Raw genomic sequence first — 17,285 nt, forward strand, 5'->3', positions numbered from 1 at the left:
CGTTCAAGACCGGAGCGCGCAGACACCACTTGACAGGTTCGGCTTACAAGACTTTGCTGGGCTACGACGATTTTTACGACATTCCGTCAAAGCGATAAAAAGGGGATTGTTTTGTTCAGACGAGTATTTTCAGTTTTCGCATTTGCTTTTCTCACATCCAACGCTGCACAAGCGCAAAGTTTCGAGGACGTCCTAGGGCGCGCGCAAGGTGCCGTAGGTGACATCTCCAAATACCAACAGGCCCTACAAAACCCGGACCTCAGACTGCAATACGCTCTGGTTCAGGAGATGTTGAAACTCAAAGACCCCGCTTTGCAGCGTCTTGCCAAGGAGCATGCTCTGTTCTCGACCAATCCGGTCATGCGTGAAGCGGCAATAAAGGCAATACTGGATAGTGGTGCAACGCTGCGAATCCAAATGGCCGGCGAGGAAGGAAAGTACCCCCACACGTCACGATGGGTGGCAAGTTCGGGTGGCACCTTTGTTCAAAACCGGGGCGAAGTCCTCATCCCGGTCCCAGCTGCAGTGAATGACGCGTGCTGGGGTGATGCACAGAGGTGTATCTTTCGCCAGGTTGGCTCAACCCTTCAATACAACCCCTATTTTAACAGTGCTCCGCGATTTATCCTGAACCTGGGGAATGACGGCGTCTTGCGCGGCACTGCGTCTACGGGCAGCGGCGAAGACTTGCAGACGCAAATTGACTTGAAAGAGTAATTGCTACTCGATGATCAATTGATCCAGCCGCACATCCAGATCGGTGTTCCATACATCTGTAAGAGTGATGCGGATACGGCGACCGATCGTGCCCCCTGTTGTCATCTCAAATACGCCATTTGGCCCCATGTCCGGAGCATACAGAGGAACCCAATAGCTTGATTCCGGCAAACCGCGGTCAATTTCAACCCTAATCTGACGCGGCGATGTTGTCTTGTCGTCCGGTATCGCTCTCATCGAGATCCGATTGATCTGCACCAGTTCCTCATTAGAAAGGGTGACCTCGAAAACAATTTCGTCCCCCGTCCAATGCGCGATCCATGGTTCATTCAGAGAATCAGGCTCGAGCGCCACCACGCCGCCTCCATCTCCACTTCCAAAACCTGTAACCCGAAATCCTAGTCCATCCTGCGCTTTTGGAATCGCTCGCCTTTGCGGATGATTTCTAGACAGGTTGGCCCCAACCAAGCCCGCAATACGATCCATGCGAAAAAACCGCGCCTCCGTCGCCGAAGCCGAGTCTATGGCTATTCCAACCGGCCGACCGGCTACCGACAATAGCGCACCAGACAGCCCTTGCATGACCTCGGCATCGATACCGGATTCGTTGATACGAACTGTTACGAACTGTTCCCCCACATCCACCAAAGATGCGCCGATCCGATCGAAGAACGCCCCTCCGAAATGAACACTCTTGATCAGCCCAAATTCGGCGGTCTGCAGCGTTCGGGATAGATCGCTATCAAGCGCCGCGAGTTCAAGCTGGCACCTGTTCTGCAGCCCCCCCTCGACAAATGCCAGTGCCAGGTCGGATTCTGGATCGCGCCAGAAAATCTCGGCAGTACCGGTTTGTGCCGGTTCCGCTACAGCCAGAGCGATACGCTCTTTCCCGGTCGAGACATGATTGGGCAGAACCGCGTAGCAAAGCCCGCGATTCTTAAACAATACGGCCTGTCCGAGCTCATCGTCGACAAGCGCGACATCTGCGGCAGCGACGGGCAGGCCCCAAAACACAAAAAGGAAAAAGCTTCGCAGGTTCATCTGAATCGACTATAGTTTCTGTGTGTAACCAGTATCTACGAAAACAGATTTTATGCGACTGTCATTTCTTTTTTTTCTGGTCAGCCTCTGGCCCGCTGCTGCGCTCGCTGATCCACAACCTCTGGTCGGGCGGGTGATCGACGAAGCCGAGCTTGATCGGGCGCTAATTTCAAAGCCCAGTTGGTTGCGGGGCCTGCATATCGTGGGGCACGAACTTGGCGAAGCCGCACCGCAAGTCCTGACGGTATTGCCCGAGGGGTGGCTCGCACAGAAGTTCTGCGCTCGTATCACCTCGATCAATGGCAGCTATGCGGCAGTCGTCGAATTTGATGCCCCCGAAACCTATGATGACCCGTCAACGGATGTGGTTGAAAACGACCCTGGTATCGAGTTCGAACTACGGTTTGATGCCCTCAACAGCCCATTGGTTGAAACCGTGACACCGGACAACAGTGGTGTCGCCCTTGAACTCGGCTCTTGTGCGGATACCGAAACAACCGGGCAGAGCCCACGTCAGTTCATCGCCAACTACCTGAACGAAGCGAGTCGGCCAAAACTGACTGACGAGGGCAAGATTCAAGTGCTGTTGAACATGAACATCGCCCGCGCCGATGAGCTGTTATTCGAAGCGTGGATCGCAGATGACCAGGCCAATAGAATAGATGCGCGTTGCGAAAAACTTGATATCCCCGAGGCGCTCGCGTTCAACTATCGCTGTATCCTTGAAATCCCACCCGAACGGTTGGCAAACAGTGAAAACCGCGCCATCGCAATCAGCTATGAAAGACTTTACCGTGGTCGCACCTCGGCCCCCCGCAACGCCGAAATCCTGATCGGAGCGGACCGATAGAGACGCGTTTTCCTCGTCTGGGCGCGGTCGCAAACTGGCTCAGGAATTTCAAATTCATCCCTACGAACGGGGGATCCATCAGCAGAGCTGCGGGGGTGCTGCTGCTGATCTGGATCGTGGCCTACTATGTGCCTGAGCGAAAACAGTCTTTCGCAATTTCCGCTCGGACCGAGATTGCACGCGTGGACGTCATCGACGATTCCTCGAACGAATGGCGTTTGCCTGAACTCGAGGTCTGCTTGCGCAACAGCGACCACCAGGATCAGACGAACGAGTTGAACTGGTGTAATCCCGCGTTTTTTGAAGATCACGTTCTGGGGGAAACCACAATCCGCTGGACAGATGGCTATGCGCTGACTTTCCGCTCGTTCGATCAGGACTGGGTCGAGGTTCTGGTTGAGCGCAATGACAGCGCCAAACCGGTCTTTTTATCAGACGGCAAAGAGGTCACCGCAAGTTCCGTCCTGCGCATCCCTTTCTATCATGCCTATGGGCGCACGGTGCTTCCGGTGCGCGGGATCGTCACAATTGGGGATGTCCCGAACGCATCTGACTCGTTGCTGCTGCAAGACGGACGCTATGAGATCCGGCAGGAATTGGGGTTGATCTGGAAAGCCTCAAGCGTCGTCAAACAGGGCACGTTCTTTCCGGGCGACCGCATCAGCTTTGCCCTCACGCCCGAACCGCGTTGGCGGCGCTTGTTCGGCCTCGCGCATAAAAACGGCGAAACTGGCGACGTTCCGGCGCAGATGTTCATCGCGGAACTGAATCCAAATGCAACCGGGATTGATCTTGTTGCGACAACCGAGCTGAAATACAGCGCCCTTTGCTTGAATCGTGTCGGCGTCGGCGAAAGACGAAAATGCCTGACGGTAAACGCGACACAGCGCCTGAAAGAAGATGCGTTTCCTGTCGCGCTGGCAACGGTGCTTGGATTGATCGGCAGCCTGGTCGCCTTGGCCAATGCGTATATCGCCCGCCCATCGGATCCCAAGGCCTGATTGCCACTTTTGCGCGAGTCACAGCTGAAAGTTTCGCATGGACGTAAAGTGTCTTCGCAGCTAGTCTTTTCTTCACATTCTATCAATTTTCAGTTGTTTTCTAAGCTGCCTGGGGGCTTCGTTATGAAAAAACAATCCATTGCTACCTTTGTCGCCGCGTCTTTGGCCGTCACCGCGCCGGTTGCGACGCTGGCGGACACCAAAGACCTTTTGATCGGAGGCGTGGTCGGCGCGCTGATCCATAAAGGCATCTCCGACAATCAAAGAGCCAAGCAACAACAACGGGCAGCAACGACCCAGCGGTCAAGCGCTGGCACAACTTCCGCGCCCAGTCTCAACGGACAATATACCCGCGCAGAGCGTATTCAGATTCAATCCGCTTTTCGCGATCTGGGGTACAATATCGGCACGGTTGATGGTGTTCTGGGGCGCAACAGCCGCAACGTGATCAGGCAATTTCAGGCTTCGCTGGGCGAGCCACAAACCGGCCAGTTGACACGACCGCAATATGTGACGTTGCTCAGCCAGGTTCCCGGATCAAATCAGGTCTTTGCGCGGCGTGAACTGAACCGCAATGAAGTGGTCATGCTGCAGCAAGGGTTGCAAACGCTTGGGTATTATCAGGGGAGCATTGACGGCTCGAACGGGCCCGGAACCCGTGGCGCGATGAATGTATTCTTGGCGCAGCAGGGCATGTCCCCCGCCACCGTGACCCCTGTTCAAGGTCTGGTGATGGCCCGCAACGCGGCAGGCCTGCAATCACCGCCATACCTCTATCATGAAGCGAATGCCCAAGGTGCGGTGCAGCAGCCGTTCGGCGCCCAGCAGCCCACGTTTCAAGCCGGTTTTGGAGGCCAGCAGCAGGCTAATCCGTTTGGAGCTCAGACGACAGGGCAAGGCATCGCGCCACAACCTCCGGCGCAGCCCAACCCCTTGTTCGGCGCCCCTGCAGCGCAGCAACCTGTTCAAGCCTTTGGCACGCCAGCACCGCAAACCGCACCTGCGCAAGGAGGATTTGCGGCAACTCCCGCCCCGCAGCCCGGTTTTGGTGCGCAGCAGCCTACAACAGCAGCAGCCGCCCCGACGCCACTGTTTGGCGCACCGCAACAACAGGTGGCGCCGCAAGGCGCTGCGCCTGCGAACACGCAGCAACAGAACCTCTTTGCACCGGCTGTACCGCAACAGCAGCAGGCGCCGCAGCCTGCAGCACCGCAGGGCGGTCAGACCACAACACTGTTTGCTGCAGGAACAGCCACTGCGCCAACACCACAGGTCGCCCAGCAACAAACGCCACAAAGCAGTCTCGACATCTTCTCAGGCAGCGCGCAGCCCCAGGCGGGACAAGTTGCAAGCCAGTCTCAGGCAGCGCCCTCTGCAAACGGTGGCGATCTGTTCAGCACTCCGGCCTCGCTGGCCTCGACCGAAGCGACAGGCAACTGATCTGAGGTCAGTCGCTGGCGTCCGGCGTCGCGGCCTGAGCCTGTTCCGCAGGAGGGTTCGCGATGAACTGCCCATTGAAGGGGAACGCATTGGTTTCTTGCAGGCGACTATCCGGATCGACCTGCAAGACCACAGCACGACCCGTGACCGGTGCAGACGACGCGGTGATATTGTTGAAATCGATATCTCCGTACAACGTCAGATAACGCTTTGCCCCCGGCACATTGCGCAGGCCCGGCACCTGTTGATTGAGCTGGGGTGCGGCGATTCTCATGATAAAGCTGGTCGCTCCCACCGCAGCAGACCCCGACACCTCGTAGGTTCCACCTACGGTCACGCCGGTTCCCCTGCCCTGCCCCGTACCCTTTGCAACTGCACGGAATCCTTCTTGCTCTAGAACAACCTCGGCATTCAGGTTCAGAGGCTCTGACTGGACTATGAGCTTTGTTGCAACGTCCAGATAGCTGGGCTGCGCCAGAGTCGGATGTGCGAAACTCTTTGTACGTACGACAGCATTGTCAGAGAGACCGAACAATTGCGCGTTGGTCGGAATGACCTGCACGCGGTACGTTCCGTCAGATGCGGCCAGCACCTGATAACTGACAATCGAATACAGTTGCCTGCCGAACTGTTCGAACAAAGTACGCGCATCCCCCGCATTCACTTGCAGTGAGTGGGCGAACGGAAAGCCGGGGGCCTGGTTTTCCCCGGCTTCGTTAACCACACGAAAATCCCAGGGGAATGTATTGGTGTCCACGGATGTGCCTTGCAGCATCTGCGCTGCGCAATTACGCCCATGACTGGAGCGGATCGAAGAACCCAGCTGTTCTCCCACGCTGCGGATGTTGCTGAACGGCAGGTTTCCAGTGGTAAAATCATATTCGCCGGTGAGCACCTGATAGCTGATCTCAAAACGGTCGGGGATGTTTTTTTGGGCGATAACCTGCTGCAACTGCGGCAAGGCCTGCATCGACTGGGTAAAAAAATCGCGCCGCTCGAATTCGTTGGCAAAAGCTTCGCGGCAGTCATGGCCCAGTTCGTTCGAGATCAGATATGATACGAAATTCACATAGAATTGCTGATCATTCAGCATATTCGGGTTCGAGCGCAGAAACTGAAACAACGCACGCGCATACGCATTTTGCATCGACAAGTCGCTTGCGGCGGCAACCAGATCGACCGAAGCCGCCCGACCCGCCTGACCTGTCAGATTTTGTGCGGTCGCCTGACCGGGCAGGAATTGTAACAAGACTAAGCCCGCAAGCCCGACAAACCGGTTCAATGAACGAAAGTGATTTCTTAAGCAAAACATGCTGACCTCGCAGCCTACCAAATACCTGAAAAAACCTACCACAACTCTGAAATTGTTCCAGCATTTTCCTGCGCACGTCCTCTGGCGATACCTGTTGAAATGGCCGGGGCGTTGGTCGAAACACTGCGGCAAAGCCGGCTTTGTGCATCAAAATCGGGAATCCAAAAACTGCGGCCCAGAACCAGGTTGGGGATTAGACTTTTTCACAGATATGTGAGAGATTTGCCCTGCAGCTTATTGTTTGGAGAGTGGATTATGGTCCGGTTTCGGCTGTTTTGTTTAATGATATTCGTTCTGGTCTTCGGAGCTTGGGCGCCGATCGTGTTGGCGCAGGAGAGCGAAGACGCCGCAGCCAGCACCGAACAGGAACCAAAGACCGCGGCCTCGCTGCGTAAAATCCTTGCTCTGCTGGAAGAGGAAATCACCCGCGCGCAAGACACCAAAGCCGCTTTGGCCGAAGAGATCGCGGTGGCTGAAACCGAGCTTTCCGAATTACAGTCTCAGATCACCTCGGTGGATTCCGAGCGACGTGAAAATGCGGCGCGACTGGCCGAACTGGAAGAAACGCGTGGCCTGATGGAACAGGAAAGTCAGGCCAGCCAGGCAGCGGTGACTGAGCGGCGACAGGAACTTGCCGAGCTGCAAGCATCGATCCAGGCGGGCGAGGTCCGGCTCGCCGATCTCAACGTACAGATCGAAACCGCAGCGGCCGAAGCAGGCAATCTTGAGCAGGCAAAGCTTGAGATGCGCGATCTTCTGACAAAGATGGAAGCCGACCGGATGCTGGCCGCCGAGCTGGCAGCCGATGTCGAGACCCTGACCCGTGACCAGTTGGCGGCAAACACGCAACTGGATGCGCTGAACGAGACTTTGGACGAAAACAGGACGACCCTTGAAAACGTCACCTCTGACCTTGCGGCCAAGCAGGATGCGCTGGCGCAGGTGACGACCGATTTGGAAGCGCACCAGTCTGAACTTCAGCAGGGGCAGTCGCGCCTGTCAGAGCTGCGCGAGGCCATGGCCGTTGCGACGGACGAGTTGACCAGCGTACAAGAGGCCGTCCAGGCCCGACAGGCCGAAGAACAGGCTTTGGTAGCTGCAATCGCGGCCGCGACCGATCAGCAAACCGCGCTGAACAGCTCGATAACAGCGTTGCAACAGCAGGAAACCGTATTGCGCGACGAGCTTGAGGTTCTGGCTGGCGAGAGCAATGACAGGGCCGAGGACGCAGCTGAAATCGCCTCGGCCAAGCAGGCGCTTACGGCGTTGGTGGACGAACGGGAGAGTGTCAATGCCGAGTTGGCGCGCAGCACCGATCAACTGGCCGCCCTGCAGAGCAACCTGACCGAGGCGCAGTCCGCGCTCGACGCCTTGACCGGGCAAAAATCTTCGGCGGAAACCGAACTGGCCGAGATACAGCAAACGCTTAGTGAGACCCGGACCGAGCTTGGTCAGGCACAGACCGAGGCCTCGGAAACGCGCGAAACACTATCGGCAGAAATCGCATCGCTGACCGAGGCGCGCGCCGAAGCCGAAGATGCCGCGCAGGCCGCGCAGCAGGAACGCGCCTCGCTCGAAAGCGCATTATCCGGCCTTCAGGCGAATCTCGCTGCCCTGCAACAACAGGAGGCAGAAGCGCAGCAGGTGCTGACCGACAGAGCCGCACTCGAAGACGAACTTGTGCAGGCGCAACAAGCACTTGAAGGCGTTCGCTCACAGATCGCTGCAGCAGAAGCCGAACGCGCAACGGCAACCGACAGCCTTGCAGCGCTGCAAACCCAAAGCGCCTCGGCGCAGGAAGAGTTGACCCGGCAAGAGGCGACTCTGGCTGAGCTCAGAACCGCGCTGGCAACCCTGGCCGATGAGGTGCAAGCCGGTGAGCAGAGCAAGATAGACCTCTATGCGTCACTGAATGATCTACGGGTTGAACGCGAACAGAAGGCGGAGGCGCTTGTCCAAGCCACGGCGGAGCTTGAAGAACTTCAGGCGGCCCGTGAGACGCAGGTCCAAGAAGCGCGCGCGTCTGAAGACGCTTTGGGCGAACTACGCGCTGAAACAGAGACCCTCGCCGCCGCTCTCGCCCAAGCTGTGGGCCAGCGCGATACGATCAGCGCGCAAATCACTGACCTTACCACCCAACGAGATACACTGTTGGCCGAGACGGAAGCAGCCACCCAAGAGCGCGACCGAGCCGCGGAACTGATCCAGCAGGCTGCCGATGCCGAAAACGGGCTGAACGCGATACTGGATGAAATTGCTCTGGCCCGTGACGAGCTTGAGCGTGCGTCCTCTGAGACGGCGCAAATAATAGCACAGCGCGATGCTGCGGCATCCGAACTTGCCGAGCTTGCTGAGATCAAAGCGCAGACAGCACAGGCTGCGGAGGCCGCGCTTGAACAGCAAAAAGCGGACTTGTTACAGGCCAAGGCGCAGGCGGACGATGCCCGCACCGAACTGGACGCTCTGCGCCAACAGGCGACCTTGTACCGCGACCAGCTCTCAAACCTGGCCGCTGGTCTTCAGGCGCTTGACGCCCCCGTCGCGCAAGCGCCTGCGCAAACCGCTGCGGAAAGCACGCAGTCGGAAGAAGTTGCAGCAGCACCCCCGCCGCAACCCGAAGCCGTCGAACCACAGGTGAATCGCACCGCTGGCCCGCAGAAACCTGTCGCAGTCGTGCGCGCCGTTCTGGACGATGCGCCGGGTCTGAGCGACCTTTCATCCGACGTCGTAGATGCGCTCGTCAACGCGCTTGCAAGTGGGTCCTGCGCGGTTGATGCACTTCAAACCGCGACCGGAGAGATCAATCGTCACACCTTGCTGCATTTGGTGCGCTCTGGTGAGTTTTGTTAAGTTTTGTTGGTATTCGAGAGGGAGTAAGACATGAAGTTGTTCAGGCTGGGGAAACGACTGACCAGAACCATTCTTGTGGCGGGCCTGAGCCTTGTGCTGCCCGCAGCCGCTTCGGCATTCGAGCGCAACATCCTGACGGGTGGCCCGACAGGGACCTACATTCAGATTGGTGGCGACCTGAGCGGGCTGGCTTCGGCCTGCGGGATCGAACTGAATGTACGTGAAAGCGCCGGGTCGCTTGAGAACTTCCTCGGCGTCCGACAGCGCCGCCACACCCAGTTGGGGATCGTGCAAAGTGACGTTCTGGAGTACCTCAAGACCTATTCCAGCGAAGACCCCGAGATCGCGCGGGCCATCTTTGGTGTCCGCATCGCCTTTCCGCTTTACAACGAAGAGGTGCATATTCTGGCCAAGCGGGACATCAACACGCTGGCGGATCTGACCGGTCGTAAGGTTGCGGTTGGGGTAGAGGACAGTGGCACGTTTCTGACCGCCTCGCTGGTTCTGGATCTGGCAAATGTCACCCCGTCCGAGCGTTTGACGATCAACGCCGACACCTCGTTGCAGATGCTGTTGGACGGCGAAATCGACGCGTTCTTCTATGTGGCGGGCGCGCCCACCAAGCTGTTCCAGACCGATCAGATTGATCCAGAAAAGCTGCATCTTCTGCCAGTGACAGACTCCACCCTCTCGGCGGTCTACACACCATCGAAGATCGAGGCGGGCACTTATCCGTTCCAGCAGGACACCATCGACGTTGTGGCGGTTAAGGCCGTGCTGATGACCTACGAATACCTGCCCGAGCGCAACAACTATCACCGCGCCAGTTGCAATGCGGTCGCCGATGTGGCCCATCTGATCGCGAAAGAATTCCAAACGCTGCAGGAGTCGGGCCATCCCAAATGGAACGACGTCGACCTGAACGATATCCCACCCGGCTGGAATATCTCTCAGTGCGTGAATCTGGGCCTGAGCGAGAGCTATCAAATGGACTGCGGACCAGTAGAAACAACGGCGCAACCAAGCATCGAAAGTGAAGCCAATGCGGCCTATCGCGCCCGCATCTGCGCCGTTATAGGGTGCTGAAACACGATCAGGCTGAAGTCTAATTCAGCCTGATCTCCATCCAGGGTGAGGCCAACTCGCGACCATTCGCATCAAGGGCGATCACACGCCATGTCCGCGCCGCCTGCGGTGGCTTCAGCCGCAGCGCCGAGGTCGTGACACGCGCAGAATACAGTACTGTATCGCTGAACGTTGACGAAAGCTCGACGCGATAAGCGGCCGGATCGGCCCCCTCGCCGCTGGTCCAGACCAGATCAAGCAATCCGTCGACCATCTTTTTTGAGAACAACGGTGTCGGGGCGGCCACTGCCCCCGCCTCGGCCGGGCGCTCCATATCCTGCAAACGGGCTGCGGCCCCGGTGATATGCGGAGCGGCCTTGCCATACCACAGCCGGGCAAGCACAAGGTCTACGGGCACGCCCTCGCCCGTTTCGTAAATCTGACCAAGATAATAGGCAGAGCGCGCATGGCCCGAAAGCGCAGCCCGCGCATATCCAACTGCGGCAGCATCCGGTGCGGTTTCAGCAAGGTCCAATGCGGCCAGATATTGTCCCGACGCGGTGGACTCGGCCTCGGCCAGTGCCGACGCGATGCGCCCAACGCGCGCTTCGGCAGCAGCGGCAGTTCCCGGTACAAACCGCGCCAGCACCGATGCGCTGCTGCCCAAATTCGCAGCCGCCGCGACATCTTCGGCTTCAGCTGTCTCGGTTGGCCCGTCCGACATGCTGGCCGGTCGCATCAGATAAGCGCCGGCCCCAATCAGGGCAACCGCCGCTGCAGCGAAGCCTGCCTTGCGGGCAAATCCTTTTGGTTCGGATCGCGGCTGTGGCGACTCAGCCTGATCTGCTTCGGACGCAGTTTGCAGAATCCCCGCAACCTGATTGGCGCGCGCCAGCAGTTGTGGGTCTGCAGGTGTATGATCACCGCGCGAGGTGTCAGCCGTTTTGGTCCGATCTGGCGCCCGGATCGATGCTGCAATCTGGCGCAGCTTTGCCTTGTCGATGACTGCCGCAGCGCCATCAGAACCATCCTGTTGCACAGCGTCACAAATCGCGTTCAGCTTTGCCGGAATTCCGCTGGTCAGCGCAAACAGCTCACGCGTGGCGCTCTTGTCCAGTTTGGGTTCTTTCACGCCCGCAGTGCCGAGCCGCGCTTTCAGATAGCCGACCGAATCCTGTTCGTTCATGCAATCCAACTTGAAGGCGGGACCGACGAGGTCGGGTCTGACCCCGGACAGAATATCCGTCATGTTCGGCTGTCCGACAAACACAAGTTTCAGCAATGGCCTGCCGTCGACAGCTCGATCGCACAGATCACACAGACCACCCAGATACAGGTTCGACAGCTCGTCGGCATCATCCACAACAAGGACAGGGTATCGCTGGGCGGCATGCAGCGACTGCAGCAACGCGACAAGCATTTCCCGGTTTTGCGCGATGTTTGCTGAACCCGGCCGCTTTGGGGTAAACGCCGAAATCACATCCGAAGGCACCTCGCCCGAAAGACGCGCCAGACTGCCGAGAACACGAATAACCAGAGTTGATGTATTCGTCGCAATCATCTCGCGCAGCAGCATCGTGCGCCCGGTCCCCGAGCGCCCCACAAACACCGTCATCGGCACACGGCTTGCAACTGCGAAGTTCAGCCTCTCAAGCGCAAGTTTATGCGCCTGGCTCCAATAGATCGCGCGGGACTGATCCGATCTGACCGCCCGGCCCGAGCCTTCCGTCGCTTGTGCGTTGTTGCCTTCCATACCCCTCAAACTCACATCGTCACGCCAACACACCGGGCCAGTGCTCTCGCAACCAAACGATCACTCTGGTCCGAAGGCCCCAAGGCAAGAGGCCTTTGTCGTCGCGTCTAAATTCCCACACCCGACTGCCGCAAACAACACGGCGCCCAGCGCCCTGCAGCAACAGTTTGTATAGTGTCGGAAACCTCTCTGAAAATCTAGGCTGTGTACGTGTGAGTTTGCGCGTAACCAGTATCTGGGACCTGATCGCTTGGCTCAAACGGGTAGAAATCAGGATTGCTGCGCATCGATCATAGGCAGCATGTGTTGCAGCGTTCTGTGGTTGTTCTGTAAGGCGAATCCGACCCAATCTCAGTTTGCCGCAAGAACCATGAGCCTGACACGCTGCTTGGCGCGTTCCTCTTCGAAATTGCAGGTGTGAGTTTTTAACGCCGTTGTTGAGCCACCTGCCCGCCCCTTTTTCGAGTGCTGTTGGATCCCTAAGCGCCGCCTTTCATGGATCTAGGCGATTGGTCAGGATTTCCTCCGCACGACTGTGCCGCTTCAGCAATTTCCTGAGAAATCTCATTGCTCAGGCTTTGTTTCGGTGTTCAGTGACGACGCCTCATGCACCTCAATTCGTTGTCAACTGCCCGCCAAAGGTAAAGCCGTTTGCCATTTAACTTCCCAAATACCTCAGCCACGTACCATTTCCATGTGAACGTGCGCAGCCGCTGAACACGCCTCCTGCTCCGAGACCAAGGTGAGATAGCCATAGTGCTCGTCGAACAGTGTTTTGATTTTGCATACGCCGTGGGCGACAGTTTTCTGGTTTAGGAGCGCGCAACGCCTTACCTGGATGGGTAGAAATCCCAGATCGAGAAGTATCAGCTCAGAACCGCAGTTTCGGTCTGAGACGGCAAAGCAATGTGCAGCCCCGCGGTTGTACCGAGTATGTCGGGCCTGGAAGATGAGTTTGGCGAAAGACCAAAAGTCAGTCTTGGTCCGAACCCAGAAGAGGCAAACCGGCGAGGTTCGCAACCAGTTCCAACCCGTTGCGCGCACCGAACTTTTCCATCAGGCGCGCGCGGTGCACCTCGACGGTGCGCGGGCTGATCGCAAGCTCTCGGGCCATCTCTTTCGAGGTCAGTCCTTCGGCCAGCATCTTGGCCACCTGACGTTCGCGCGGCGTCATCTCAGTCACCGGACGATTGTCCGAGATGTCGGCGAAACTCCAGACCGATTGCATGAATGGATGGGCGGCATCAAGGGACTGACCGCGCACGCGGCACCAGAACAGGCTACCATCCTTGCGTCGCATGATACGCTCGTCAGCATAGCGCCCGAGGCCGCGCATTTTCTCGATCCCGATCTCGCCAATGCGCCGGAATTCCTCGGATGAAGGATAAAGCATGGACAGCGAATGCTGCTCAAGCTCGGGTTTGTCATACCCGAACATCTCGCAAAACCGCATGTTGCAATGCTGAATCACCCGTTCCTCTGTGTAGATCAGCCCGACCGGGGCATTCTCGAACGCAATTCTGACGTGGTCGGTCATGGCTGTCCTTTACGTATTTTACCGGAATTGGCGGCGTCGCAGTGGACGTAGTATTTATGCGTGAAACACGGGAGGCAAGTATGGACGCTCGGATCGTTGGCTGGGGCCACACCCCATTTGGCGCGCATAAGGATAAGAGTCTGGAAGATCTGATCATTGATGCGGCACGCGAAGCGTTGGAGCACGCAGGATTGGCGACAGAAGACGTGGATGCGATTTGGCTGGGTCATTTCAACAACGGACTGGTACCGGATGCCTTTGCATCGTCATTGGCGCTTGGGCTTGATCCCGCGTTGCGGTTCATTCCGGCGACGCGGGTTGAAAACGCCTGCGCCTCGGGGTCGGCTGCAATCTATGCCGCGCGGGATGCAATAAGGGCTGGCCGTGTGCGCCGGGCGCTGGTGATCGGTGCCGAAAAGATGACGGCACAGGATACCAGCGGCGTCACCAAATCCCTGTCAGGGGCATCTTATCAAGCAGAGGAAAGCGGGCTGTCCTTTCCGCAAATCTTCTCGCGGTTTGCGCAGGCATATTTTCAGACCTATGGCGATCAGTCGACGGCGCTGGCGCGGATTGCAGCAAAAAACCACAAGGCCGCGCTGGATAACCCTCTGGCGCACCTGCAGAAAGACTTGGGGTTTGCCGCCTGCCACGGAGTGTCGGAGAAAAATCCGATTATTGCATCGCCCCTACGAATGACCGACTGCTCGTTGATCAGTGACGGCGCGGCGGCGGTGGTCATGGCTACCGATGATATGACCGAGGATTTTCCGCGCGCGGTCGGATTCCGGGCCGCGGTGCAAATGAATGATTTCTTACCCATGTCACTGCGTGATCTCATTGAGTTGACGGCTGCTAAGCGCACCTTTACCGCAGCTTTCTCTGAGGCTGGAATAACTCTGGATGACCTCGATCTGGCCGAGGTCCACGACTGCTTTACGATCGCAGAGCTGCTTATCTATGAAGCCATGGGGCTTGCCCCCAAGGGACAGGCAGGGCGTCTGGTCGAAAACGGCGCGACCGAGCGCGGCGGGCGTTTGCCGGTGAACCTGTCGGGCGGTTTGAAAGCCAAGGGGCATCCCGTCGGGGCCTCGGGCGTATCGATGCATGTGCTTGCCGCCCGGCAAGTCACTGGATCTGCGGATGATATGCAACTGCCGGGAGCCGAATTGGCGGCGGTGTTCAACATGGGCGGCTCGGGTGTGGCCAACTATTGCTCGATTCTGGAGGCTGTCGCATGAACCCCGCGATCTGGCTGGACCGCACCGCAAAGTATATGCCGCACGCCCCGGCGCTGTTTCGCGGGACGGATTGCGTTGCCGATTATGCGGAATTTGCCAGACGCGCGGCGGCGCTGGCGGCGGGGCTAGCCGCACAAGGGGTGGGTGTCGGCGACCGGGTCGCGCTGTTTTGCGGGAACCGGACGGAATACCTTGAGGTACTTTATGGCATCTGGTGGCTGGGGGCGGTCGCGGTTCCGATCAACGCCAAGCTGCATGCCCGGGAAGCGGCATGGATTATTGCCAATTCAGGCGCGCGCCTTGTTTTTGCCGATGATCCCTCGGCTGATGTGTTGAGCCGTTGTCTGGACGGTCACATTACCTGCATGTCCGTTGACAGTGCGGCGTTCCATAATCTGCGGGACACGGCTGGGCCAAAGGCTCCGGCCCAGCGGGACCCGGATGATCTGGTCTGGTTGTTCTACACCTCCGGGACGACGGGTCGCCCCAAGGGGGTTATGATTACCGCCGGAAACCTGACCTCGATGACGCTTAGTTACTTTGCCGATGTGGATGAGGTTCGCCCGGAGGATGCCATCGTCTATGCGGCCCCGATGAGCCATGGGGCTGGTATCTACAACTTCATGCATGTGCTGCGCGGCGCGCGTCACGTCGTTCCGGACAGCGGCGGCTTTGACGCGGCCGAGATTCTGGACCTTGCGCCGCAGATCGGATCGGTGTCGATGTTCGCCGCACCAACCATGGTGAAGCGGCTTGTAGACCAGGCACGCACATCCGGTCGGACGGGCGACGGGCTGCGCACCATCGTTTATGCAGGTGGACCCATGTATGAGGCAGACATACTGGCGGCGACCGAGGCCATGGGGCCGCGCTTTGTGCAGGTCTATGGTCAAGGCGAGTGCCCGATGGGGATCACCGCCCTGTCCCGTCATGATGTCGCCGACCGAGACCACCCAAACTGGCGCGCGCGGCTGAACTCGGTCGGTCGTGCGCAGGCCGAGGTTCAGGTCGCCATTGTGGATGACTCCGGCCACGAGGTGCCCCTTGGCGAGATCGGGGAGATCACCGTACGCGGACGCACGGTCATGAAGGGCTATTGGCAGAACCCAGAGGCCACCCGGAAAACAATTCGCGACGGTTGGCTGTGGACAGGCGACATGGGTCGCATGGATGCAGACGGGTATGTGACCATGCAGGACAGGTCCAAGGACATGATCATCTCGGGCGGCTCGAATATCTACCCGCGCGAGGTTGAAGAGGTTCTGCTATCCCACCCCTCCGTGCAGGAGGCCGCCGTTGTCGGCCAGCCCGATCCCGAATGGGGCGAGGTCGTTGTTGCGTATGTGGTTTGTGCCAGTGGCGCGCAAGTAGATGAGACTGCCCTTGATGCGATATGTCTGGACCGGATCGCCCGGTTCAAGCGACCCAAGATTTACAGGTTCACCGGTGCTTTACCCAAGAACAACTACGGAAAAGTGCTGAAAGCCGAACTGCGCGCTGCGTTGAAAAAGGAGGCAGGCCAATGACACATATCGACGGCAAGACCGCGCTGGTCACAGGATCGGTTCAGGGTATCGGCTTGGCCATTGCCAAATCCCTCGCAACGGCCGGGGCGCGCATCGCGCTGCATGGGCTGGCGGATGCGGATCAGGTGCGCACTGCCACGACGGTTTTGAAAGAGGCCGGCAGCCCGGACGTCCGGTTCTTCGACGCGGACATGCGGGACGTTTCCGCGATTGAGCAGATGATGGCTGATGTCAGGGCGTGGGGCGGCGCGGATATTCTTGTCAACAATGCCGGCATCCAGAAAACCGTGGCTCTGGCCAAGGCTGATACGGCCACGTGGGACACGATATTGGCCGTGAACCTCTCGGGCGCGTTCCATACGATGCGTCTGTCCATGCCGGTGATGGCCGAGCGCGGCTATGGCAGGGTCATCAACGTTTCCTCGGTCCATGGGCTTGTCGCATCGGTCAACAAGGCGCCTTACGTGGCCTCCAAATTCGGGATCGTGGGGCTGAGCAAAGTCGCAGCCCTTGAATACGCGCATATCGGAGGCAAAAGCGGCGGCGTAACAGTGAATTGCATCGCGCCGGGCTGGACAGAAACGGCGATCATCGAGCCCCAGGTTCAGGCCCGCGCCGCGCAATTCGGCGGCGATCGCGACAAGGGCGTCGCGGACCTGCTTTCGGAGAAGCAACCATCGCGCCGGACATCGGATCCGTCAGAGATCGGCTCGCTTGCGCTGTGGTTGTGTGATCCGATTGCACATAATGTGACGGGCACCACAATCCCGGTCGACGGAGGTTGGACGACGCAATAAGCGCGTTCCACGGGCGTTCTCCTACGTCCGCGGGTTGTCCCGCCTCAAGTTTCAGTACCGGCAATCTGGGGTTTCTCTGATGTGATTTCAGGTACTGGCACGCACATCTTAAAGGTTTGATGCGGTTGGATGCGATTATGTTACCCGAGCCAGCC

Annotated in this window: 13 protein-coding genes and 2 pseudogenes; 10 read left to right on the top strand and 5 right to left on the bottom strand. The window is 58.4% G+C overall.

Annotated elements, in window-relative coordinates; all coding sequences use genetic code 11:
* Positions 1-111: 111 nt before the first annotated feature.
* A complete protein-coding gene (locus tag ACR0KM_RS16940; protein ID WP_480860616.1) occupies positions 112-717 on the top strand; it encodes a hypothetical protein in 606 nt (201 codons plus the stop codon).
* 3 nt (positions 718-720) lie between these two features.
* Here the strand turns inward: ACR0KM_RS16940 and ACR0KM_RS16945 are convergent, their stop codons facing one another.
* A complete protein-coding gene (locus ACR0KM_RS16945) occupies positions 721-1,758 on the bottom strand; it encodes a hypothetical protein (protein WP_480860614.1) in 1,038 nt (345 codons plus the stop codon).
* Between the two features lie 52 nt (positions 1,759-1,810).
* Here ACR0KM_RS16945 and ACR0KM_RS16950 point away from each other — a divergent pair, with 52 nt between their 5' ends.
* The 3 genes from ACR0KM_RS16950 (at position 1,811) to ACR0KM_RS16960 (ending at position 5,049) form a co-directional block, all read left to right on the top strand.
* A complete protein-coding gene (locus tag ACR0KM_RS16950) occupies positions 1,811-2,608 on the top strand; it encodes a hypothetical protein (protein WP_480860612.1) in 798 nt (265 codons plus the stop codon).
* Between the two features lie 95 nt (positions 2,609-2,703).
* Positions 2,704-3,609, top strand: a complete 906-nt coding sequence (locus ACR0KM_RS16955; protein WP_480860610.1) for a hypothetical protein — start codon at positions 2,704-2,706, stop codon at positions 3,607-3,609.
* 123 nt (positions 3,610-3,732) lie between these two features.
* A complete protein-coding gene (locus tag ACR0KM_RS16960) occupies positions 3,733-5,049 on the top strand; it encodes a peptidoglycan-binding domain-containing protein (RefSeq protein WP_480821360.1) in 1,317 nt (438 codons plus the stop codon).
* Between the two features lie 7 nt (positions 5,050-5,056).
* Here ACR0KM_RS16960 and ACR0KM_RS16965 read toward each other — a convergent pair whose 3' ends face one another.
* On the bottom strand, positions 5,057-6,298 hold the full coding sequence (locus ACR0KM_RS16965) for a hypothetical protein (RefSeq protein WP_480865524.1): 1,242 nt from the start codon (positions 6,296-6,298) through the stop codon (positions 5,057-5,059).
* A gap of 345 nt (positions 6,299-6,643) precedes the next feature.
* Here ACR0KM_RS16965 and ACR0KM_RS16970 point away from each other — a divergent pair, with 345 nt between their 5' ends.
* On the top strand, positions 6,644-9,211 hold the full coding sequence (locus tag ACR0KM_RS16970) for a coiled-coil domain-containing protein (RefSeq protein WP_480860605.1): 2,568 nt from the start codon (positions 6,644-6,646) through the stop codon (positions 9,209-9,211).
* Between the two features lie 30 nt (positions 9,212-9,241).
* Entirely contained in the window at positions 9,242-10,297 is a 1,056-nt protein-coding gene (locus ACR0KM_RS16975; RefSeq protein WP_480821354.1) for a TAXI family TRAP transporter solute-binding subunit, read from the top strand.
* A gap of 19 nt (positions 10,298-10,316) precedes the next feature.
* On the opposite strand, the gene ACR0KM_RS16980 is transcribed toward ACR0KM_RS16975, so the two are convergent.
* Together ACR0KM_RS16980 and ACR0KM_RS16985 are read right to left on the bottom strand one after the other, a co-directional pair.
* Positions 10,317-12,029 (bottom strand): AAA family ATPase, encoded by a 1,713-nt coding sequence (locus ACR0KM_RS16980; RefSeq protein ID WP_480860603.1) that lies wholly within the window; start codon positions 12,027-12,029, stop codon positions 10,317-10,319.
* A 369-nt stretch (positions 12,030-12,398) separates the two neighbouring features.
* Positions 12,399-12,757 (bottom strand): annotated as a pseudogene (locus tag ACR0KM_RS16985) (DDE-type integrase/transposase/recombinase); the annotation flags it as partial.
* Between ACR0KM_RS16985 and ACR0KM_RS16990 the strand changes: the two are divergent.
* A pseudogene (locus tag ACR0KM_RS16990) lies at positions 12,756-12,842 on the top strand (ABC transporter ATP-binding protein); the annotation flags it as partial. The pseudogenes ACR0KM_RS16985 and ACR0KM_RS16990 overlap by 2 nt on opposite strands.
* Before the next feature lie 160 nt (positions 12,843-13,002).
* On the opposite strand, the gene ACR0KM_RS16995 reads toward ACR0KM_RS16990, so the two are convergent.
* The gene (locus tag ACR0KM_RS16995; protein WP_480825591.1) at positions 13,003-13,566 is read right to left on the bottom strand and encodes a LuxR C-terminal-related transcriptional regulator; all 564 of its coding nucleotides are present in this window, start codon (positions 13,564-13,566) and stop codon (positions 13,003-13,005) included.
* Positions 13,567-13,646: 80 nt separating this feature from the next.
* On the opposite strand from ACR0KM_RS16995, the gene ACR0KM_RS17000 reads away from it, so the two are divergent.
* The 3 genes from ACR0KM_RS17000 to ACR0KM_RS17010 are packed head-to-tail and all read left to right on the top strand — an operon-like array spanning position 13,647 to position 17,130.
* The gene (locus ACR0KM_RS17000) at positions 13,647-14,807 is read left to right on the top strand and encodes an acetyl-CoA acetyltransferase (RefSeq protein WP_480860601.1); all 1,161 of its coding nucleotides are present in this window, start codon (positions 13,647-13,649) and stop codon (positions 14,805-14,807) included.
* Entirely contained in the window at positions 14,804-16,333 is a 1,530-nt protein-coding gene (locus tag ACR0KM_RS17005) for an AMP-binding protein (protein WP_480860599.1), read from the top strand. Before ACR0KM_RS17000 ends, ACR0KM_RS17005 begins: the two co-directional genes overlap by 4 nt.
* Positions 16,330-17,130 (top strand): SDR family NAD(P)-dependent oxidoreductase, encoded by an 801-nt coding sequence (locus ACR0KM_RS17010; RefSeq protein WP_480860597.1) that lies wholly within the window; start codon positions 16,330-16,332, stop codon positions 17,128-17,130. Before ACR0KM_RS17005 ends, ACR0KM_RS17010 begins: the two co-directional genes overlap by 4 nt.
* Positions 17,131-17,285 lie beyond the last annotated feature (155 nt).

The organism is Ruegeria sp. G10 (genome assembly GCF_056533645.1).